The following is a 20632-nucleotide window of genomic DNA, read 5'->3' as shown; positions in this document are numbered from 1 at the left end:
AGCAACTTGAGACAACGTCCAATCACTCTTAATGACCGGCCGATTGATACTGTCGATGATGAAATAATTCTTCCGGTTTTATCTCTGCCTGTTTTTGCAAGTGACTGTATTTAAAGGGTTTAAAGCCGTGATAGATGCTTTCGATAACGCGGTCATTAATAGCGATTAGACAAGTTTTTGCAGCGGTTTCTATCCTTGGCCCCGTCAAACGAAACGACCGCTTTTTTAACTTCAAGTCAGTCGTCGCTGTTTAAACCCGATCAGGTTTTTGCCTGTGTGCATCGTCATGGAGAAGTCCCATGTCACAAGTCGACCGTTACAAACCCTACAAGGGCGCCGCTGCGGGTTGGGGTGCTGTGATCAGCCTCACCAGGAATTGGCTGGGCAGTGAAAACGCCCTGAAAAACATCCGCGCCATGCTCAAGACCAACCAGAACGGCGGCTTTGACTGCCCCGGTTGCGCCTGGGGTGAAGCACCCGGCGCGAGCATGCTGAAGTTCTGCGAGAACGGCGCCAAAGCGGTGAACTGGGAAGCCACCGGCCGCCTGGTCGATCCGGCGTTCTTCAACAAGTACACAGTTTCGACCCTGGCCGAGCAAAGCGATTACTGGCTCGAGTATCAGGGGCGGATCACCCATCCGATGCGCTACGACGCGCGGGTCGACCGCTATGTGGAAACTACCTGGGACGACGCTTTCGCGCTGATCGCCAAACACCTCAAAGGCCTGAAATCGCCCCACGAGGCCGAGTTCTACACCTCGGGACGTGCCAGCAACGAAGCAGCGTTTCTCTACCAGTTGTTCGTCCGCGCCTACGGCACCAACAACTTCCCGGACTGCTCGAACATGTGCCACGAAGCCAGTGCGGTAAGCATGGGCGAGAGCCTGGGTGTCGGCAAAGGCACGGTGGTCTATGACGACCTGCACCACGCCGACGCGATTTTCGTGATCGGCCAGAACCCCGGCACCAACCACCCGCGCATGCTCGAACCGCTGCGTGAAGCGGTGAAGCGTGGCGCGCAAGTGGTGTGCATCAACCCGCTCAAGGAGCGTGGGCTGGAGCGTTTCCAGAACCCGCAAAACCCGATCGAGATGCTGAGTAACGGCTGGGAAGCGACCAATACTGCGTACTTCCGTCCAGCCTTGGGCGGTGACATGGCGATGATTCGCGGCATGGCCAAATTCCTGCTGGAGTGGGAGCGTGAAGCCCAGGCCACCGGCGGCGAACCGGTGTTCGATCACGCGTTCATTGCCGAACACACGTCGGGTCTCGACAGCTATCTGGCCGAAGTCGATGCCACCCGTTGGGAGCACATCGTCGAGCAATCCGGCGTGCCGCTGCATGACATCGAACTGGCCGCGCGCATGTATGCCCGCGCCAGGAGCGTGATCATGTGTTGGGCCATGGGCCTGACCCAGCACGTGCACTCGGTGCCGACCCTGCAGGAAGTCATCAATCTGCAACTGCTGCGCGGCAACGTCGGCCGTCCGGGCGCCGGGCTGTCGCCGGTGCGTGGCCACAGTAATGTGCAGGGCGACCGCACGATGGGCATCAACGAATTGGCCCCGACCGAGCTGATGGACGCCCTGGAAAAACGCTTCAACTTCAAGGTGCCGCGCATGCACGGCCACAACACGGTGATGGCGATTGGTGCCATGGAACGTGGCGAAGCCAAGGTGTTTATCGGTCTGGGCGGCAATTTCGCCCAAGCCACGCCGGACACTCCGCGCACCCACGCGGCGATGCGCAAACTCGACCTGAGCGTGCACATCTCGACCAAGCTCAACCGCAGCCATCTGGTGACCGGGCGTGATGCGTTGATCCTGCCGTGCCTGGGCCGTACCGACATCGACGTCCAGGCCGAAGGCCCGCAAGGCGTGACGGTGGAAGACACTTTCAGCATGGTGCACTTGTCGTTTGGTCAGTTGAAACCGAAGTCAGCGCACCTGAAATCCGAGCCGGCGATCATTGCCGGGATCGCCGCCGCCACCTTGGGCAAGCATCCGATCGACTGGGAATGGGCAGTGGGCGACTACGGTCGCATCCGCAACCTGATCGCGGACGTGATTCCGGGCTTCGAAAATTTCAACGAGAAGTTGTTGATCCCCGGTGGTTTCCACCTTGGCAACAACGCGTCCGACCGGGTCTGGAAAACCGAAACCGGCAAGGCCCAGTTCACCCCGTGCGTGCTGCCGGAGCATCTGATCAGCGAAGGCGTGCGCAACCTGCCGGTCAAACCGCATCTGATTCTGCAAACCATGCGGTCCCACGATCAGTACAACACCACGCTGTACGGCCTCGACGACCGTTATCGCGGGGTCTACGGCATGCGCGACGTGGTGTTCGCCAACGAGCAGGACATCCGCCGACTCGGTTTCGAACCGGGGCAAAAGGTCGATCTGGTAGCGCTGTGGGGCGACGAACGCGAGCGTCGGGTCAGCGGTTTCACATTGATCGCCTACGACATTCCAGCGGGTCAGGCTGCCGCGTACTACCCGGAAACCAACCCGCTGGTGCCGCTGGAAAGCTACGGTGATCGCACCTATACACCGACCTCCAAGTTCGTGGCGATCCGTCTCGAAGCCGCCGAGGCGAGCAACCTGATCCCGTCGTCGGTGGCGTAGCCGACCCACGCGATCCAACCCTTCTGCATTTTGACTGGCTGCAGGCGTTCGCGCCTGGCGGTGGCCCGGCCGTGTGCTGCCGCTTTTCAGCCTGGATGAGGACATCATCATGTTCAACCTGGAGGCACTGGACCTGGCGCGAATTCAATTCGCGTTCACGGTTTCGTTCCACATCATTTTCCCGGCGATCACCATTGGCCTGGCGAGCTTCCTGGCGGTGCTCGAAGGCCTGTGGCTGAAAACCCGTAACGACACTTACCGCGATCTCTACCATTTCTGGTCGAAGATCTTCGCCGTCAACTTCGGCATGGGCGTGGTCTCCGGTCTGGTCATGGCGTACCAGTTCGGTACCAACTGGAGCGGGTTCTCTGATTTTGCCGGCAGCGTCACCGGGCCGTTGCTGACCTATGAGGTGCTGACCGCGTTCTTCCTCGAGGCCGGGTTCCTCGGGGTGATGCTGTTCGGCTGGAATCGCGTCGGCCGTGGCCTGCACTTCTTCGCCACGGTGATGGTCGCCATCGGTACGCTGATTTCGACCTTCTGGATTCTCGCCTCCAACAGCTGGATGCAGACTCCGCAAGGTTTCGAAATCGTCGACGGCCGGGTGATGCCGGTCGACTGGCTGGCCATCGTGTTCAACCCGTCGTTCCCGTTCCGGCTGGCGCACATGGCGATTGCCGCGTTCGTTGCCACGGCGTTCTTCGTCGGCGCTTCGGCAGCCTGGCATTTGCTGCGCGGCAACGACAGCAAACCGGTGCGCAAGATGTTTTCCATGGCGTTGTGGATGGCGCTTATCGTCGCGCCGATTCAAGCGGTGGTCGGTGACGCCCATGGCTTGAACACGCTGGAGCACCAACCGGCAAAAATCGCCGCCATCGAGGGCCACTGGGAAAACGCTGACAACGAGCCGACCCCGCTGGTGTTGTTCGGCATCCCGGACATGCAGGCGGAGAAAACCAAGTACGCGATCGAGATTCCGTACCTCGGCAGCCTGATCCTCACCCACAGCCTCGACAAGCAGATTCCGGCGCTCAAGAGCTTCCCGAAAGAAGACCGGCCGAACTCGACCGTGATCTTCTGGAGCTTCCGCGTGATGGCCGGGCTGGGCATGTTGATGATTCTGGTCGGTGTGCTGGGCCTGGCGCTGCGGCGCAACGGCAAGGTCTACCGGCATCGCGGCTTCCAGCAGCTGGTGCTGTTGATGGGGCCGAGTGGTCTGATCGCGTTGCTGGCAGGCTGGATCACCACCGAAGTCGGGCGGCAGCCGTGGGTGGTGTATGGCCTGATGCGCACCCATGACGCCGCGTCCCACCACTCGGTAGCGCAGATGAGCACCTCGCTGGCGCTGTTCGTTGTCATCTACTGCTCGGTGTTCACCGTGGGCATCGGCTACATGATGAAACTGGTGAGCAAAGGCCCGCAGCCGCACCACGAACACCCGCCTGAGGGCACTCAGGTCCAGACCCCGCGCCGGCCACTGTCGGCGGTCACCGACAACCTCGAATCCGCGAGCCGGATCCACTGAAAAAGGAGCGTTGAGTCATGGGTATCCAAGGTATCGATCTCTCGTTGATCTGGGGTGTGATCATTGCCTTCGGGGTGATGATGTACGTGATCATGGACGGCTTCGATCTGGGCCTCGGGATCCTGTTCCCGATGATCAGCGACGAGCGGGAACGCGACGTGATGATGAACACCGTCGCACCGGTGTGGGACGGCAATGAAACCTGGCTGGTGCTCGGCGGCGCGGCGTTGTACGGCGCGTTTCCGCTGGCTTACGGAGTGATTCTGGAGGCGCTGTATCTGCCGCTGATCTTCATGCTCGCGGGTTTGATTTTCCGCGGTGTGGCGTTCGAGTTTCGCTTCAAGGCACCGGCTGAAAAACGTCATCTGTGGGACTGGGCGTTCATTGGCGGTTCGCTGTTGGCGACGTTCTCCCAAGGCGTGGTGATTGGCGCGTATGTGGCGGGAATTCCGGTCGTGGATCGGCAGTTCGCCGGTGGCGGTCTGGACTGGCTGGCGCCGTTCCCGCTGGTCTGCGGCGTCGGTCTGGTGATTGCTTATGCCTTGCTCGGCAGCACCTGGCTGCTGGTCAAGACCGAAGGCATGCTGGAGTCGCGGATGCGTCACTACAGCCGTCCGCTGGCGTGGCTGTTGCTGGCGATGGTGGTGGTGATCGGCGCGTGGACGCTGCAACTGCACCCGGAACTGGCCACTCGCTGGTTCAATCATGCGCACCTGACCGTGTTCGCCGGGCTGGTGGTGCTGGCGGTACTGGCGCTGTTCGGGCTGTTGCGTTCGCTACGTCAGCGACACACCCACTGGCCGTTCGTGTTCACCCTGGTGCTGATGTTCCTCGGTTACATCGGGCTGGCGCTGAGCATCTGGCCGAACATTATTCCGCCGTCGGTCAGCCTGTGGGCGGCGGCCTCACCGGCCACCAGTCAGCTGTTCGCCCTGATCGGCGCGCTGTTCATCCTGCCGGTGATCCTGATGTACACCTTCTGGAGCTACTACGTGTTCCGCGGCAAAGTGAGGATTGGCGATGGCTATCATTGATTCGCGTGAGGTGAAATCCAGCCCCTGGTACAAGCGCCTGGGCTGGCTGCTGCTGATCTGGTTTGGCAGCGTGGTATCGCTGGCCGTAGTGGCGAGTCTGTTGAAACTGGCGATGTATGCGGCGGGGATGAGGACTCACTGAGCATAAAAAACCGGAGCCTGGCTCCGGTTTTTTATTGCCCAAATCTGAGTCCACCACTGAGTCCTGTGGTGGTTTTAATATTTACTCGCCACCAAACATCGCGGTCCAGTAAATGCCGGCGCTGCTCTTCGGATCGACTGCGTAAGCAGCACCCATTTCGCGGTACTGCGGGTTCATCAGGTTGGCGCAATGGCCGGGGCTGGCGAGCCAGCCGGCAACGACTTTCTGCACCGTGTCCTGCCCGGCGGCGATGTTCTCGCCGACCTGCTGGCCGCTGTAGCCGGCCAGTTCGGCGCGGTCGCCGGGAGTGCCGCCGTTGCGGTCCTTGTGGTCGAAATAATTGTTGTTGGCCATCTCGCGGCTGTGTTCCTGGGCGACGCCGCCGAGCACGGCATTCCATGCCAGCGGCGCAGTCGCTGCGAATGCCTGACCGCCGCACTGGCGCGGTTGGGCGCGGGCGGCGTTGAGTTGTTCGAGAAGATTCTGGCCTTCAGCCTGACCGTCGCCGAGGCGGGCAGACAGCAGGGGCCGGGCCAGAGTGATGCGCCAGTCACGGTCGGCGCGGCTGACGCCGATATCGACGAACTGCGGATCCAGCACCACCTGACAGAAGCTCTCCTGAATCGCCTTCATCGCCGACGCCGCATCCCGTGGCCCGTTCAGGGTGATCGCCTGCACGTTGACCATCGGGTAGCGAGCGCTGGACATTGCCTGTTGCAAATCCACTACGCCGCTTGCCGGCAGAATCAGGCGCGGATCGGCCGACAGTGGCGGCAATTCGCTGGATGCCTGGCTGCCACAACGCTGCGGCTGGCTGCGGTAGCTGTTGATCGATTCGATCAATTGCGACTCGTCGGCGGCCATGGCCGAAGTGGCCAACGCCAGGCCCACGGACAACGCGGCGAGTCGCAGAACGGATGGCATGAAGCGCATGGAAATCTCCCTTGGGCTGAGTGCGCACATCATGCGCGAAAGGGCCCCGGTTCGTGCAATGTCTTTTTCTTCACCGCGCGGAATTTTCTACCGAACGATTCCGTGCAATTTGCCGTCTACACTCTGCGAAGACCCCGCAAACCGGGCGTCTCAACCACGTAACAGTTTGCCCGCGACGGGCGCTTTCGGAAGAATCGATCATGCGATTGAACGGGTTGCTTTGCTGTCTTGCGTTGACCCTCCTGAGCGGCGCGGCACTGGCCACTGATCAGGCGCCGATCAAGGAAAAGGCCGAAGCGAAAGCCGAGGTACTGGAAGAGAAGGCCGCCGACAAACCCGACGCGCCCCCGGCACCCAAATCCGAAGCCATCACCCCGACCGAGGCTCAGGCGGTCGACCCCGCCGGAGCCGCACCGCTGGACGACCCGATCACCTGTCTGGCACGCAGCATCTATTGGGAAGCCAAGGGCAAGGACAATGCCGACATGGAAGGCGTGGCGAGCGTGGTGATGAATCGCCTCGGGCATGACGGCTTTCCAGGCACGGTGTGCGAGGTGGTCAAGCAGGGCTCGGAAAGCAAGAGTTGCCAGTTCTCTTGGTGGTGCGACGGGCGTCCGGACCAGGTCAAGGAAGATGCCGAGTATGCGCTGGCCAAGGAAATCGCCGGCAAGGCCCTGAACCGTCAGCTCACCGACCGCACCCACGGCGCGCTGTATTTCCACGATCGCAACGTTCATCCGGGCTGGGCCAAGGAATACATCAGGACCGCCGAGACCAGGAAATTCCTGTTTTATAAACCCACTGGCGGGGATGCGCGTTAGGCGCAGACTTCGCGCACACAATTGCGCAGCCAGCGGTGCGCCGGGTCGGCGTCCATGCGCGGGTGCCAGAGCATCGACACGCTGATGTCCGGCATCCGGAATGGCAGGGCGAAACTGTGCAGGCCCGTTCGCAGTTTGCTGGTGTGACGTTCCGGGACGGTGGCGATCAGGTCTGATTCACGGACCAGCGTCAGCGCCGCTGAAAACCCGCCGAACGAGGTGACGATATCCCGCGTCAGGCCGAAAGCGAGCAATGCTTCGTCCACCGGGCCGCCGCTGCGCCCGCGTCGCGACACCAGAATGTGCTGGCCTGCGGCAAATCGTTTGGCGCTGACCTTGCCGATGCTCAACGGATGCCCCTCACGCACCACACCGATCCACTGATCGCGGAACAGGATGCGGCTGTGCAGCGTCGGGTCGGTGCTGTCGTCGACCACGCCGGTTTCCAGGTCCACCCGGCCTGCGCGCAATAGCGTGCTGTCCTTGTCGGCCTTTTGCACAAAGCGCAGACGCACGTTGGGTGCCTCTTCGGCGATGCGGGCAAGCAGGGCGGCGGCAAAGGTTTCGACAAAACCGTCGGTGTTGCGCAGGGTGAACGTGCGCCGCAATTGACCGGGATCGAGCACTTCTGCCGGCCGCAAAACCGCTTCGGCCTCCTGCACCAGATAACTGACCCGGTCGCGCAGCTCCAGCGCGCGTGGGGTCGGCACCAGTCCTCGGCCGGCGCGCACCAGCAGCGGATCTCCGGTAGTTTCGCGCAGCCGGGCCAGCGCGCGGCTCATGGCTGACGGACTCAAACGCAGGCGCTCGGCGGCGCGGGCGACGCTGCCTTCGCTCAGCAACACGTCGAGGGTGATCAACAGGTTCAGATCCGGTGCATTCATGACATGGCGTTCCATGCAGGTATCAAGTGCAAAGCATGCGTCTTGCGCCTTGTATTGTCGAGGCTCAGGCTATGCCGCATGACTTCTGCCCTGTGAGCCTCCCATGCACCGAGAACCCCTGAACCCCTCAGCCCGCTGGGCGCTGACCAGTCTGGCGCTGTCGATGTTGATGCCGTCACTCGACACCAGCATCGCCAACGCCGGACTGCCCACGCTGGCGGCAGCGTTCGATGCGACCTTTCAGCAAGTGCAATGGATCGTGCTGGCCTATCTGCTGGCGGTCACCACGTTGATTGTCAGCGTCGGGCGACTGGGGGACGGCTTCGGGCGGCGACGCTTGCTGTTGATCGGTATCGGCATCTTTACCGCCGCCTCGCTGGCCTGCGCACTGGCACCGAGCCTCGCATGGCTGATCGGTGCGCGGGCGATGCAAGGCCTTGGCGCGGCGATCATGTTCGCGCTGACGGTGGCGCTGGTGGCCGATGCGGTGCCCAAGTCCCGGGCCGGCAGTGCGATGGGGTTGCTGGCCACGATGTCCGCCACCGGCACCACCCTCGGACCGTCGCTCGGTGGGCTGTTGATGGCGCATGTCGGCTGGCAGTCGATCTTCGTGATCAACGTACCGCTGGGCTTGCTCAACGCATGGTTGGTGTATCGCTATTTGCCGAAGGACCGGATCGTGCGCTCGGGAGTTGCATTTGATTATCCCGGCACCGCCGTACTGATGCTGACGCTGGCGGCCTATGCACTGGCGATGACGATTGAAGGCCTCACCCCGACGTTGCTGTTGCTCAGTCTGTTGGGCGTGGGGTTGTTCATCCTGGTCGAGCAACGGAGCAAGGCGCCGCTGATTCACCTGTCATTGTTCACCGACACGCGAATCAGCAGCAGTCTGGCGCTGACGTTGCTGGTCACGACAGTGATGATGACCACGCTGGTGGTCGGGCCGTTTTACCTGAGCCGAGGACTGGGTCTTTCCAGCACTCAGGTCGGTCTGGTGTTGTCGATCGGGCCGTTGCTGGCGGCGTTCAGCGGCGTACCGGCGGGGCGGCTGGTGGATCGTTTCGGGGCGCGGCGGATGGTGCCGGGTGCGTTGCTCGGACTGGCCTGTGGATGTGGTCTGTTGGCGCTGTTGCCGATGAGTTTCGGGGTGCTTGCCTATGTGCTGCCGATCACGGTGGTGGCTTTGAGTTATGCGCTGTTCCAGGCCGCCAACAACACCGGGTTGATGTCCGGGGTTGCTCAGGATCAGCGTGGCGTGGTCTCGGCCATGCTCGGACTGTCGCGCAATCTGGGCTTGATCACCGGGGCGGCAGCGATGGGCGCGGTGTTCGCCCTGGCCACGGATGATCCGACCCAGGCGCCGGCCGCGGTCATCGCGGGCGGCTTGCACATGACCTTCGGTGTGGCCACGGCGTTGATGTTCGCGGCGCTTGTCCTTGGCGCCTTCACACACTTGCGTCTCGCGTCTCCCGTGCCGGAAAGAACAGTTCAAAGCAGGTGACGCCATCAGCGCTGCTGACGCTGTAGCGGCCCTGATGCAACTGCATGATGGTCGCCACGATCGACAGGCCCAGTCCGTTGGATTGGGCCGAGCGTTCGCGGGACGGATCGACGCGGTAGAAGCGTTCGAACAGTCGCGACAGGTGTTCGGGCGCAATGGTCGCGCCCTGATTGCGCACTCGCAGATAGCTGCCGTCCGCTTCGGCGATGGCTTCGACTTGCAACGTCGAGTCCGCCGCGCCGTACTTGATCGCGTTGGCGCACAGATTGGCCAGGGCCCGACGCAGCAGCATCGGCTCGGCCCAGATCACGCCGCTGCCACGGGCCTCGATGGTGACACCGACATCGGCGGCCAGGCCTTCGAAGTAATCGGCGATGCGCTGCATCTCGTCGCAGGCGTCCAGCTCCTGACGCTGGCTCAGCGCGCTGGCCGGGTCGGTGCGGGCGAGAAACAGCATGTTGTCGAGCATCCGCGCCAGCCGTTCGAGTTCCTCGACGTTGGAGGCGAGCAACTGCTGATAGGCGTCCACGCTGCGGTTCTGTTGCAGGGCGACCTGGGTTTCTCCGAGCAGGTTGTTGATCGGCGTGCGCAGTTCGTGGGCCATGTCGGTGGAAACCTGACTGAGTTGCGCAACCCCTCGGTCGAGCCGGTCCAGCATCGCATTGAAAGACTCGATCATTGGCTGCAATTCCCGGGGCGTACCTTGGCGGTCGAGGCGTTCGCCGAGGTTGGCGATGCCGATCCCGTGGGCATGCCGGGCAATCCGCCGCAACGGCAGCAAGCCGCGATACACCAACAGGCAACCGACCAGCGCCAGCACAATCGCCGCCAGTGAGGCGAGGCCGTACACGCTGAGCCGGTAATTGGCGAGCATCGCCGTACGTTCGCTCATCACCTTGGCGATGAGCACCTGCAGATTGCCCTGGTCGCCGGAGTCGATACTGGCCGCCACTGCCGAGAACGGCACGCCGTTGATGCTCGGCAGATGCTGCACGTCGTTGAGCGCCATGACATGGTCGATCGGTACGGCGGGCACGCTTGGCAGTGCCAGGTCGCCGGGGTTGACCACGAACAGGGGCGGTTGCCCCGGCGCACCGATGGTCAGCAGCGCTTCGCGGTTGCCCAGCATGTTCTGGAACAGCGCCGGTTTGGTCTTGATCAGCTCGAGCGTGTTGCTGTCGTTGAGGATGGTGCGCAACTGATCGATGCGGCTGACCAACTGGATGTCGTCGCGGCGAGTCAGTTGCTCTTCGAGCTGGTTGTACAGCGCCGCGCCGAGGCCCGCCAGCGCGGCGAAGGCGAGCACCGCGAAGACCAGCGCCAGGCGTAACGTCAGCGAATACGTGCCGGCGATTTTCATGGCTGGGTATCGAAGCGGTAGCCGATGCCGCGCACGCTGTGGATCAGCTTGAGCGGGAACGGATCGTCGATCTTCGCCCGCAGGCGGCGCACGGCGACATCGACCACATTGGTGTCGCTGTCGAAATTCATGTCCCACACCCGCGAGGCAATCAGCGAACGCGACAGCACTTGCCCGGTGTGGGTGGCGAACAGTTGCAGCAAGGCGAATTCCTTGTTGGTCAGGGTGATCCGGTTGCCGGCGCGGCTGACTCGGCGTTTGAGTACGTCGATCTGCAGATCGGCCACCTGCAAATGCTCTTCTTCATGGATCGGCCCGCGTCGGGTCAGGGTGCGCAGGCGCGCCACCAGTTCGGCGAAGGAAAACGGCTTGATCAGGTAATCGTCAGCGCCCAGTTCCAGGCCTTTGACCCGGTCGGCGATGTCGTCGCGGGCGGTCAGGAACAGCACCGGCGTGTCGGCTTCCTTGCGCAGCCGGCGCAGGACTTCCCAGCCATCCATTTTCGGCATCATCACGTCCAGCACGATCACGTCGAAGTCGAACTCCAGCGCCAGGTGCAGACCGTCGGCGCCGTCCCGGGCCAGGCTCACGCTGTAGCCCAGTTCCTGCAAGCCGTTGAGCAAGTAATTGCCGGCCTTGGGTTCGTCTTCGACAACAAGGATATTCATGGGCACTGTGCCTCAATGGTCGTTGGTGCAGCCGCTGCCCTGCACTTGATAGTCCAGCACATGTTCACGGCCCTGGTGGTCGAGGTATTTGAGTTGCGCGGGGATCACGCCGCAAGCCTGGGAAATATCGGTGCTGGAGATGACTTTGTCGACATCCAGGTGCACGAAGAATCCGGTTTTGTCATGAATGACGGCGGCGTCCGGTGCAGGCGCGGCGAACACGGAACCGGTGGCGAGGAGGGCAGTGAAGGCGAGGATCAGGGTTTTCATGATGGGTCACTCGAGTCGTTGAAGTTGATCGGCGTTCTGGCCGGGACAACTTCAAGCTACCGGGCGATCCGCTCGGCAAACCGACAACTCGATGACAAATCTGTAATAAAACGAACCTGTGGGAGCCAGCGCACTCCCACAGAGTATTCAGCTGGCGTGGGTGCTGAGAATGCTCGCGATCTGTTGCGGCTGGCAGTTGAGATACGGCGAGGATTTCAGCCACTGCTGATCCGGGTACCAGGAGAACATGAATTGGCCATTCTTCAGACTGTCGATCACCCGTTTGGCGACTTGCGGTCGTACGGCCGGGCAACCCTGGCTGCGGCCCAGACGACCGGTGCGTTTGCTCCAGAACGGGTTCACATAGTCGGCGGCGTGGATCACGATGGCGCGGTCGCGGGCCATGTCGTTGACGCCCGGCTCCAGACCGTCCATGCGCAGCGAGTAACCGTGAGTGCCCTGGTAACTTTCCTGGGTACGGAACAGGCCGAGGCTGGACTGAAAGCTGCCTTCACGGTTGGAGAACCGGGTGGCAAAGTTTTCCCCGGAATTCGAGCCGTGGGCGACCAGATCACGCAACACCAGTTTTTTCCGGGTCAGGTCGAAGATCCACAACCGACGCTCGGTGGACGGCTGCGAATAGTCGATGATCGCCAGGTGACGGGACTGCTTCGCGCCGTTGTTGATCGCACATTGCATGGCGTTCAAGGCACCTTTGAGCGCCTGGGGATTGAGTTCCGGAGCGGCGTGCGCGAGGCTGGTGTACAGAACCGGCGAAGAGGTGCCGGCGGCAAAGGCTGGACTGGTCAGCACGCCAATGGCGGTGGCAGTCAGCAGAAGTCGGCGCAAAAACGTCAACATTTAACGTGAGTCTCCACTTGCTACTTGTTTGGCACTTAGGCTCCTGACGTCCAGTCGTTCCCGGCAAGCCCGCGAATCGGGCCTGACTGTTCACCGCACCTGAGGTAAGGTTGACCGTCAATCAGGACGGCCATGGATTGGAGTAAAGCAGTTGTTCAAAAAGTACGCATGCTACTTGAGCATTTGTTTGCTCGCTGCGCCGTTTGTCGCTTGTGCCGAAGAGCCGTTGCCGGGGCTCCCGACGCTACCGCCCGTACCGACGCAAATGCCTGTCGAGCCGCAGAGCCCGTTGCAGGCTGCGCTGATCAGCCTGCCGCAGGCGTGCCCGACGATCGGCACCAGCCTCAATGGTCCGGCGCTGGATCAATTGCGCGCGTTCTACCAGCAGCAGGACTGGCTGCCGGTGTGGGCCGATGGCGGGCAATTGCCCGCCTTGCATGCGCAATTGCAGCTGTTGGCCGACGATGGCCTGAACCCGAAACGCTATCCGGTGGCGCTCAGCGCCCCGCAGGACGGCGAACTGTGCGCCGACATCCAGATCAGCCGTTACTACCTGCAAGCCCTGCAGGATCTGCATTACGGTCTCCTGTTGCAATCGCACTTCGAACCCCTGTGGCATTCCGACGAAACGCCACGCGACCGTCAGGCCGAATTGCTTGCCATCGCCGTTCCGGGCGTGCACAACGTTGCGGCCGCCTTCGATCTGGCACGCCCGCAACTGGCGCAGTACCAGAACCTGCGTCATCTCTACGCCGCTCAACGCCTGAAAGCCTTGCCCCAATGGACGTCAGTGGGCAACGGCCCGTTGCTGCGTCCGGACATGGAAGACAAACGCGTACCGGAACTGGCCCGGCGGCTCTACAGCGAAGGCTACCTGAGCAGCCTGGTCGGCACGCCGGACAACGCTTATCACGGCGTATTGGTCGAGGCGGTGAAGAGCTTTCAGGCCAACCATTCGTTGCAGGCCGACGGGGTGGTCGGGCCGGGAACGATTGCCGAGCTCAACATCAGTCCGCTGACCCGTCGCGAACAGTTGCGGGTCAACCTTGAACGTTTCCGCTGGATGGCCCAGGACATGGAGCCGGACGGTTTGCTGGTCAATGTCGCCGCTGCCGAACTGACGCTTTATCAGGGTGGCCTGCCGGTGTGGCACACCCGCACCCAGGTCGGGCGCGCCGAACGCCAGACCCCGCTGCTCAAATCCCGGGTCACGCGCCTGACCCTGAACCCGACCTGGACCGTGCCGCCGACCATCTGGAAGGAAGACAAACTGCCGGAAATCCGCAAGGACCAGACCTTCCTCAGCCGCCAGAATCTGCAAGTGCTCGACGCCAATGGCCAGCCGCTGGCCGCCGCCGACATCGACTGGGACAACCCCGGCAACATCCTCCTGCGTCAGGACGCCGGGCCGCGCAACCCGCTGGGGCAAATGGTCATTCGTTTCCCCAATCCGTTTTCGGTGTACCTGCACGACACGCCGAGCAAGGCGCTGTTCGACAAGGGGCCACGGGCGTTCAGTTCCGGCTGCGTGCGGGTCGAGCATCCGATGAAGCTGCGCGACTTCCTGCTCAGCCCGGCGGAGAAGGCGCGCACCGATACCTTGCTCGCTACCGGAACCACCCATGAATTCCGCCTGAGCAATCCGGTGCCGATCCTCATGACTTACTGGACGGCCCAGGCCGACGACCATGGTCGCGTGCTCTACGCACCGGACATCTACAGCCGGGACAGCGCGCTGCTGGCCGGGCTGGACCGGGCGCATTGATCCTCAGCGGCTGGCGCGTTTCCAGAACAAGCGCGCCAGCCAGGCATCCACGCTCAACTTGCCGGCCCCGGCAAACACCAGCGGCATTAATGCGGCAAGGTAGATCGCCGGCAGCTTGAAGTTGCCGAAGCCCTTGTTGGTGATCGCGTACCCCTGAGCCAGTTCACTCAACGATGACCAGTCCGCCGGCCAGTGCACGGCCGCGGTGGCGACGACGGTCACGACCATCAGCGAAATCGCCGAAATCCGCGTGCCGAATCCGATCAGGATCGCCAAGGCGCAGATCAGCTCGGCCCACATCGACAGCTCCCAGTTCAGCGTCGCCGGCAAGTGATCGAAGGGAAACGGGAAACGCTCCTGAATGTCTTCGAACCAGTTCTGGCCGTTGAATTTCTCCAGCCCCGATTCGAAGAATTCCCAGGCGATGAACAGGCGCAAGGTCAGCGGTGCGAGCCACTGGCCGGCGCGGTCGAGGTTCAAATGCAGGCCTTTGACGGCCGACGAGAGAGCTGTGGTCATGGCAAGGCTCCATTCATTCAAAGGGAAACGGGGCACCGACGTACCCCGTGCAAAGGGTTATTCGCCGGCGCCGCACTTGCCTTCGCCGCATTTGCCTTCCGAGGTTTTTTCCGCCGAGTCGGCCTTGGCCTGGGTCTGGCTGTAGCCGTGATCCAGTTGCTTGACGCTGAACGCTTCGGAAGCCGAAGCGGCGTTGGACAGGGCCAGGCCACCGGCAAGCAGCAGGCCCAGCGTCAGGGAAGTTTTCGAAAGTTTGGTCATGGTGAATCTCCGATGCGAGGTGTGAGTTCAAAGGCTTGATCGGGGCTGCCGATCGACAGGTTCATTTGAACGCCGGGCTGTATCGCTGATGTGTCGCGAAGGGCCGGATTTGTGCGCGGGATGTGTCGGGCATCGAGCCGTACACACTGCGATACACAGACTGCTCAAAAATTGTGGGAGCGAGCTTGCTCGCGATGGCGGTGGCTCAGGCGCCGAGGATGCTGGCTGTCCTGGCCTCATCGCGAGCAAGCTCGCTCCCACAATGGATCTCCAATTATTCCGAATGTGTGATTTGCCTCAGCCCCGCAGCGTCTAGCCACGGTGTCCCCGCAATCCCATGGGGCGAGACTTCGAGACCCGGCATGCAAGCGCTGTTGAACGAGATCCTTGACGCTGTCCGGCCCCTGATCGGGCAGGGCAAGGTGGCTGACTACATTCCCGCCCTCGGCACCGTGCCGGCCAATCAACTGGGCATCGCCGTGTATGGCAACGACGGCGAGATGTATTGCGCCGGCGACGCCGAGACGCCGTTCTCGGTGCAGAGTATTTCCAAGGTGTTCAGCCTGGTGCAGGCCATCGAACATTCCGGCGAGGCAATCTGGGAACGCCTGGGCCACGAGCCGTCCGGCCAGCCGTTCAACTCGCTGGTGCAACTGGAGTTCGAACGCGGCCGTCCGCGTAATCCATTCATCAATGCCGGGGCACTGGTGATCTGCGACATCAATCAGTCGCGCTTTGCCGCACCGGCCTTGTCGATGCGCGACTTCGTCCGGCGGCTGTCGGGCAACCCGCAGGTGATGGTCGACGGCAAGGTCGCCGACTCCGAGTACCAGCACCGCGCGCGCAACGCGGCGATGGCGTATCTGATGCAATCCTTCGGCAATTTCCACAACGACGTTGAGGCGGTGCTGCGCAGCTACTTCAGCCATTGCGCGCTGCGCATGAGCTGTATCGACCTGGCTCGGGCGTTCTGCTTCCTGGCCAACGACGGCTTCTGCAAACACAGCGGCGAGCAGATTCTGAGCCGGCGCCAGACCCAGCAAGTCAACTCGATCATGGCCACCAGCGGCCTCTACGACGAGGCCGGTAACTTTGCCTATCGCGTTGGTCTGCCGGGCAAGAGCGGCGTCGGTGGCGGCATCGTCGCGGTGGTGCCGGGGCAGTTCACGGTGTGCGTGTGGTCGCCGGAACTGAACACGGCGGGCAACTCGCTGGCGGGGATGGCGGCGCTGGAAATGCTCAGTTCGCGGATTGGCTGGTCGGTGTTCTGAGCCCGTGTTGCTTTGAGGGAGGCCAACCTATACATTTTCCGGCCGCCCTCAATATGGTGAATCTGCTCCATGTCTCTCGCGCTCGAACGTCTCGTCGCTGGCACGCCTATCCCTTTCGCCGGTAACCGCGTCACCGTGGTCAGCCCCGAACTGGCCGAGCGTTTCCGACCCGGCGATCACCTGTTGGTGGAGCAGGTGAGCGGCGAGCTGTTGCTGATTCCGGTGGTGGATCAGCAGGCCGCGTCGGTGGCGATCGAGCGTGCAGCGGCGGCGTTTACTGCGTTGTCCGCGGTGTCGGATGAGGCCATCAGCCGCTTCTTCGATCTGTTCGCCCAACGCCTGGAAAACCCGGACGCCTGGGCACTGATCGAAGCCGCCAACCTCGCCGACATCGAACGGGCCAAGGTTCGCGGCCGTTCCACTACCCGGTTGCTCGCCGACGAGCGCATGCGCCGCGACATGATCGCCGGCCTGCGTGCCTGGCGTGATGCGCCGGCCACCCGCGGCAAAGTCATCAGCAGCGTCGAGCATGAGGGCTGGAAGGTCGAGCAGGTCGTGTCGCCGCTGGGCATCGTCGCGTTCGTGTTCGAGGGCCGGCCAAACGTCTTCGCCGACGCCGCTGGCGTACTGCGCACCGGCAACACGGCGGTGCTGCGCATTGGCAGCGATGCATTGGGCACCGCGCAAGCCATCGTTACCCATGCCTTGAATCCGGCGCTGGCCGATGCCGGTCTGCCGGCGGGTGCGGTGTCGCTGGTGGAGAGCGTCAACCACGCCGCCGGTTGGGCGATGTTCGCCGATCGGCGTCTGTCGCTGGCCGTGGCCCGTGGTTCGGGCCGCGCGGTCAGTCAGCTGGGCAGCATCGCCCAGCAGGCCGGCACCGCCGTCAGTCTGCACGGCACGGGTGGCGCGTGGCTGATCGCCGATCGCGATGCCGACGCCAGGCGCTTTGCCGCGGTGGTGCGCAACTCGCTGGATCGCAAGGTTTGCAACACGCTGAACGTCTGCCTGATCCAGCGCGAGCGTGCTGCCGAACTGGTGCCGCTGTTCCTCGACGCCTTGCAGCAGGCCGGTGCTGCGCGTGGTCAGGGTTGCAAACTGCACATCGTCGAAGGCAGCGAAAGCTACCTGCCGAGCGACTGGCAGAACGCGACGGTCGAGGTCTATCGCGCCGAGGGTTACCAGACCGAAGCGCTGGCTGAACCGCTGCCGCAAGCGCAATTGGGTCGCGAGTGGGAATGGGAAGAAACCCCGGAAACCAGCCTGATGATCGTCGACGATCTGGATCAGGCCATCGCGCTGTTCAATCGCTACAGCCCGCAATTCACGGTGTCGTTGATCAGCGAAGATGCAGCGGTTCAGGAGCGCTTCTACAGCGCGGTCAACGCGCCGTTCGTGGGTAACGGGATCACCCGATGGGTCGATGGCCAATACGCACTGAACAAGCCGGAACTGGGCCTTTCGAACTGGGAAAGCGGCCGCCTGTTTGCCCGCAGCGCGATCCTCTCCGGCGACGGTGTGTTCACCGTACGCAGCCGCATGACGCAAATCGATCTGGGCGTAAAACGCTGAACAGAACAACGCCGCGCCCGTCGCAATGAGGGGCGCGGTGTTGTGTTTTCAAGCAGCATCGACTGCCTGACCGTAGACCGCACACGTCGACGGGTGCTCGGCCAGTGAGACGAAGGTGCGGCGGTCTTCGCTCAAGGCATCGATGGAGCCGGTCTCGATGTCGTAGACCCAGCCATGCAGATTCAGCAGGCCTTTCTCCTGGGCCAGGCGCACGCTTGGGTGAGTCTGGATGTTCGCCAGTTGGGCGATCACGTTTTCCCGCACCATTGAACTCAGCTTGGCCGCGTCATTGGCGTGTGGCCGTGATTCGTTGACCACTTTCGCCGACTCGGCGTGTTGCAGCCAGCCGCTGACGGCGGGCAGATGATCCATGCATTTGCACTGGGCGATGGCGGTCATGGCGCCGCAATCGGAGTGGCCGCAGATCACGATGTCGGTCACGCCGAGCACAGCCACCGCGTATTCCACTGTCGCCGAAACCCCGCCCGGATGCGGGCTGTAGGAGGGCACGATATTGCCGGCGTTGCGGATCACGAACAGCTCGCCGGGTTCTTGCTGGGTCAGCAGTTCCGGGACGACGCGGCTGTCGGAGCAAGTGATGAAAAGCGTGCCCGGGGTTTGGGTAGTCGCCAGGTGTTTGAACAGTTCGGTGCGTTGTGGAAACGCTTCGTTCTGGAACTTCAGGAAGCCTTCGATCAGGTTTTTCATGGTGTAGTCCTCTCAGTTCGAACAGCCGGTGCCGAATTCGCTGTATTGAAGAATGTGTTTTGCGCCGTGGCTGTCGAGGTACGTCATCTCGACCGGCACCACGCCGCAGATGTCGGCGACCGGGGTGATGCTCACGACTTCAGCGATGTCCAAAGACATGCCGTAGCGGTAGGCGACGGCCTCTTCATCAGCCTGAGCCTGGGCGGCAAGGCCGGCGAGCAGGGCCAGGGTCAACAGAATTTTTTGCATGGGGCAGCCTCCAGACAGATGTGGTGACGACTTGGTAATTCAGGTTTTGGATGGGCCCGCACGCGATGGGCGGGCCCGGAGGAATCAGAACGGACGCAGCGGAAGGAACTTGCCGTCGAGGGTGACCACGGCGCGGGAACCGCCTTCAGGGTCTTCGACTTTCTTGATGTCGAGCTTGAAGTTGATCGCGCTGATGATGCCGTCGCCGAACTGCTCGTGAACCAGGGCTTTGAGGGTGGTGCCGTAGATCTGGATCATCTCGTGGAAACGGTAGATGGTCGGGTCGGTCGGCACACCGTCGAGGCTGCCGCGCAGCGGGATGATTTGCAGGGCGGCGACGTCTTCGGCGCTCAGCTCAAGCTTGTCGCCAACCACTTCGGCAGCGTTTTTTGGCAGCGGGTGCTGGCCGAGGAGGGCGGCGGTGACATAGGCCAGGCTCAGGCCGGTGCCGTCGGCCAGATCCTGCCACGAGAGGTTCTTCTGTGCCTTGGCATCCAGGGTGCGGGTGGTCAGGGCGATGCGGCTGTCGTTGTAGGCTTGGGATTGCATGGTGCTTCTCCTTTCGGGGTTGGCTTGCTGTGTGGGATTCATCTTCTGCCGATTGATCCATAGCGTCCAAGACCGATATACAATGCAAAGCATAAGTACTGCCTATAGATGGAGCGTCCCATGCTGTTGCGACATTTGCGATACCTGCTGGCCGTGGCCGATCACGGCGGTTTCACTCGGGCAGCCGAAGCGCTGCACGTGTCGCAGCCCACCCTGTCGCAACAGATCCGCCAACTGGAAGAAAGCCTCGGGGTGGATCTGTTTGATCGCACCTCGCGTTCGGTCAAACCCACTGACGCCGGTCAGGCCTATATCGAATGCGCGCGACGGGTGCTGGTGGAGCTGGAGGCGGGCAAGCGCGCGTTGCATGACGTGAAGGATCTTTCCCGGGGCTCGCTGCGGCTGGCCATGACGCCGACATTCATGGCGTATCTGGTCGGGCCGTTGGTGCGCGACTACGTGGCGCGGTATCCGGGGATTCACCTGGAGATTTTCGAGTTGTCGATGGACGACATCGAGGCCGGGCTGGCGGATGACTCACTGGATATCGCGATTGCTTTCACGCCGGTGCGCAACCCTGACATCGAATGCATCCCGGCGTTTGTCGAGACGTTGGGCGTGATGGTCGGGCGAGAGCATCCGTTGTATGACAGCGCTTCGGTGCTGACGCCGGGTGAGATTGCGCAACTGGATTTCGCTCTGTTGGCACCGGACTTCATCACGCGGTTATCGATTGACGAGTATTTCCGTCAGCACGGCATCACGCCCAAGGTGCAGATCGAGGTGAATTCGGTGAGCACGTTGCTGGAAGTGATCCGGCATGCGCCGATTGCGACCATGTTGCCAGAGGCGATTGCGACCGATGACCGGGCATTGCGCCGGTTGCATGTCCAGAGCGAGGCGCCGCAGCGGGGAGCGGCGTTGTTGCGGCGCCAGAACAACTATCACAGTGCGGCATCGGTGGCGTTCATGGAGATGGTGCTGGAACCCCGTTCATGAGCATTGTTTGCGAGTGTCTAGTCCTGAAATAGGTTTACACCTGTTTCAGCCTCAAAACGCCCGATGCACCGCATCGGGTGTTTTGTATTTCAGCGACAGATGAGGCCGCTCGT

General features: G+C 62.3%; 21 protein-coding genes. 10 read left to right on the top strand and 11 right to left on the bottom strand.

Going from position 1 to position 20632, the window contains the following annotated elements; translation table 11 throughout:
* Positions 1-299 precede the first annotated feature (299 nt).
* The 4 genes from CAF73_RS27200 (at position 300) to CAF73_RS27185 (ending at position 5325) form a co-directional block, all read left to right on the top strand.
* Positions 300-2624 carry an FdhF/YdeP family oxidoreductase gene (locus tag CAF73_RS27200; protein WP_085705020.1) on the top strand — a complete coding sequence of 775 codons (2325 nt, stop codon included), beginning with the start codon at positions 300-302 and terminating at the stop codon, positions 2622-2624.
* A 109-nt stretch (positions 2625-2733) separates the two neighbouring features.
* The gene (locus tag CAF73_RS27195) at positions 2734-4149 is read left to right on the top strand and encodes a cytochrome ubiquinol oxidase subunit I (protein ID WP_085705088.1); all 1416 of its coding nucleotides are present in this window, start codon (positions 2734-2736) and stop codon (positions 4147-4149) included.
* A gap of 17 nt (positions 4150-4166) precedes the next feature.
* A complete protein-coding gene (cydB, locus tag CAF73_RS27190) occupies positions 4167-5183 on the top strand; it encodes a cytochrome d ubiquinol oxidase subunit II (protein ID WP_085705018.1) in 1017 nt (338 codons plus the stop codon).
* Entirely contained in the window at positions 5170-5325 is a 156-nt protein-coding gene (locus CAF73_RS27185; RefSeq protein ID WP_085698192.1) for a DUF2474 domain-containing protein, read from the top strand. Before cydB ends, CAF73_RS27185 begins: the two co-directional genes overlap by 14 nt.
* 81 nt (positions 5326-5406) lie before the next feature.
* Here CAF73_RS27185 and CAF73_RS27180 read toward each other — a convergent pair whose 3' ends face one another.
* On the bottom strand, positions 5407-6258 hold the full coding sequence (locus tag CAF73_RS27180; protein WP_085705016.1) for a CAP domain-containing protein: 852 nt from the start codon (positions 6256-6258) through the stop codon (positions 5407-5409).
* A gap of 200 nt (positions 6259-6458) precedes the next feature.
* Between CAF73_RS27180 and CAF73_RS27175 the strand changes: the two genes are divergently transcribed.
* Positions 6459-7079: a cell wall hydrolase gene (locus tag CAF73_RS27175; protein WP_085698194.1), complete on the top strand. Its 621-nt coding sequence runs from the start codon at positions 6459-6461 to the stop codon at positions 7077-7079.
* On the opposite strand, the gene CAF73_RS27170 is transcribed toward CAF73_RS27175, so the two are convergent.
* The gene (locus tag CAF73_RS27170) at positions 7076-7963 is read right to left on the bottom strand and encodes a LysR family transcriptional regulator (RefSeq protein WP_085705014.1); all 888 of its coding nucleotides are present in this window, start codon (positions 7961-7963) and stop codon (positions 7076-7078) included. The two genes, CAF73_RS27175 and CAF73_RS27170, sit on opposite strands and share 4 nt — an antisense overlap.
* A 103-nt stretch (positions 7964-8066) precedes the next feature.
* Between CAF73_RS27170 and CAF73_RS27165 the strand changes: the two genes are divergently transcribed.
* A complete protein-coding gene (locus tag CAF73_RS27165) occupies positions 8067-9467 on the top strand; it encodes an MFS transporter (protein ID WP_085705011.1) in 1401 nt (466 codons plus the stop codon).
* On the opposite strand, the gene CAF73_RS27160 is transcribed toward CAF73_RS27165, so the two are convergent.
* From CAF73_RS27160 to CAF73_RS27145, 4 genes are all read right to left on the bottom strand, one after another.
* Complete coding sequence (locus tag CAF73_RS27160; RefSeq protein ID WP_085705009.1) at positions 9412-10827, bottom strand: heavy metal sensor histidine kinase; 1416 nt, start codon at positions 10825-10827, stop codon at positions 9412-9414. The two genes, CAF73_RS27165 and CAF73_RS27160, sit on opposite strands and share 56 nt — an antisense overlap.
* Positions 10824-11495 carry a heavy metal response regulator transcription factor gene (locus tag CAF73_RS27155; RefSeq protein WP_085698198.1) on the bottom strand — a complete coding sequence of 224 codons (672 nt, stop codon included), beginning with the start codon at positions 11493-11495 and terminating at the stop codon, positions 10824-10826. Before CAF73_RS27155 ends, CAF73_RS27160 begins: the two co-directional genes overlap by 4 nt.
* 12 nt (positions 11496-11507) lie before the next feature.
* Positions 11508-11765 carry a DUF2790 domain-containing protein gene (locus CAF73_RS27150; RefSeq protein WP_085698199.1) on the bottom strand — a complete coding sequence of 86 codons (258 nt, stop codon included), beginning with the start codon at positions 11763-11765 and terminating at the stop codon, positions 11508-11510.
* 147 nt (positions 11766-11912) lie between these two features.
* Complete coding sequence (locus CAF73_RS27145) at positions 11913-12626, bottom strand: murein L,D-transpeptidase catalytic domain family protein (RefSeq protein WP_007950579.1); 714 nt, start codon at positions 12624-12626, stop codon at positions 11913-11915.
* A 151-nt stretch (positions 12627-12777) separates the two neighbouring features.
* Between CAF73_RS27145 and CAF73_RS27140 the strand changes: the two genes are divergently transcribed.
* Positions 12778-14391: a murein L,D-transpeptidase gene (locus CAF73_RS27140; RefSeq protein WP_085705007.1), complete on the top strand. Its 1614-nt coding sequence runs from the start codon at positions 12778-12780 to the stop codon at positions 14389-14391.
* Positions 14392-14394: 3 nt separating this feature from the next.
* On the opposite strand, the gene CAF73_RS27135 is transcribed toward CAF73_RS27140, so the two are convergent.
* Positions 14395-14910, bottom strand: a complete 516-nt coding sequence (locus tag CAF73_RS27135) for a DoxX family protein (RefSeq protein WP_085705005.1) — start codon at positions 14908-14910, stop codon at positions 14395-14397.
* A 57-nt stretch (positions 14911-14967) separates the two neighbouring features.
* A complete protein-coding gene (locus CAF73_RS27130) occupies positions 14968-15171 on the bottom strand; it encodes a hypothetical protein (protein ID WP_007950576.1) in 204 nt (67 codons plus the stop codon).
* A 362-nt stretch (positions 15172-15533) separates the two neighbouring features.
* Here CAF73_RS27130 and glsB point away from each other — a divergent pair, with 362 nt between their 5' ends.
* Entirely contained in the window at positions 15534-16442 is a 909-nt protein-coding gene (glsB, locus tag CAF73_RS27125; protein ID WP_064379522.1) for a glutaminase B, read from the top strand.
* Positions 16443-16511: 69 nt separating this feature from the next.
* Positions 16512-18014, top strand: coding sequence for an aldehyde dehydrogenase family protein (locus CAF73_RS27120; RefSeq protein ID WP_085705003.1), 1503 nt, complete (start codon positions 16512-16514; stop codon positions 18012-18014).
* A 48-nt stretch (positions 18015-18062) separates the two neighbouring features.
* Here the strand turns inward: CAF73_RS27120 and CAF73_RS27115 are convergent, their stop codons facing one another.
* From CAF73_RS27115 to cynS, 3 genes are all read right to left on the bottom strand, one after another.
* On the bottom strand, positions 18063-18722 hold the full coding sequence (locus CAF73_RS27115) for a carbonic anhydrase (protein ID WP_085698204.1): 660 nt from the start codon (positions 18720-18722) through the stop codon (positions 18063-18065).
* Positions 18723-18734: 12 nt separating this feature from the next.
* Positions 18735-18971, bottom strand: coding sequence for a DUF2790 domain-containing protein (locus CAF73_RS27110; protein WP_085687643.1), 237 nt, complete (start codon positions 18969-18971; stop codon positions 18735-18737).
* An 84-nt stretch (positions 18972-19055) separates the two neighbouring features.
* Positions 19056-19520 carry a cyanase gene (cynS, locus tag CAF73_RS27105; protein WP_085698205.1) on the bottom strand — a complete coding sequence of 155 codons (465 nt, stop codon included), beginning with the start codon at positions 19518-19520 and terminating at the stop codon, positions 19056-19058.
* Positions 19521-19640: 120 nt separating this feature from the next.
* Between cynS and cynR the strand changes: the two genes are divergently transcribed.
* Positions 19641-20519 carry a transcriptional regulator CynR gene (gene cynR / locus CAF73_RS27100; protein ID WP_085705001.1) on the top strand — a complete coding sequence of 293 codons (879 nt, stop codon included), beginning with the start codon at positions 19641-19643 and terminating at the stop codon, positions 20517-20519.
* Positions 20520-20632: the final 113 nt, after the last annotated feature.

It is taken from the genome of Pseudomonas sp. B15(2017) (assembly GCF_002113215.1).
Classification (GTDB): Bacteria; Pseudomonadota; Gammaproteobacteria; order Pseudomonadales; family Pseudomonadaceae; genus Aquipseudomonas.
Note: the sequence above shows the minus strand (reverse complement) of the source record. Positions and strands in the feature narration are given on the sequence as shown.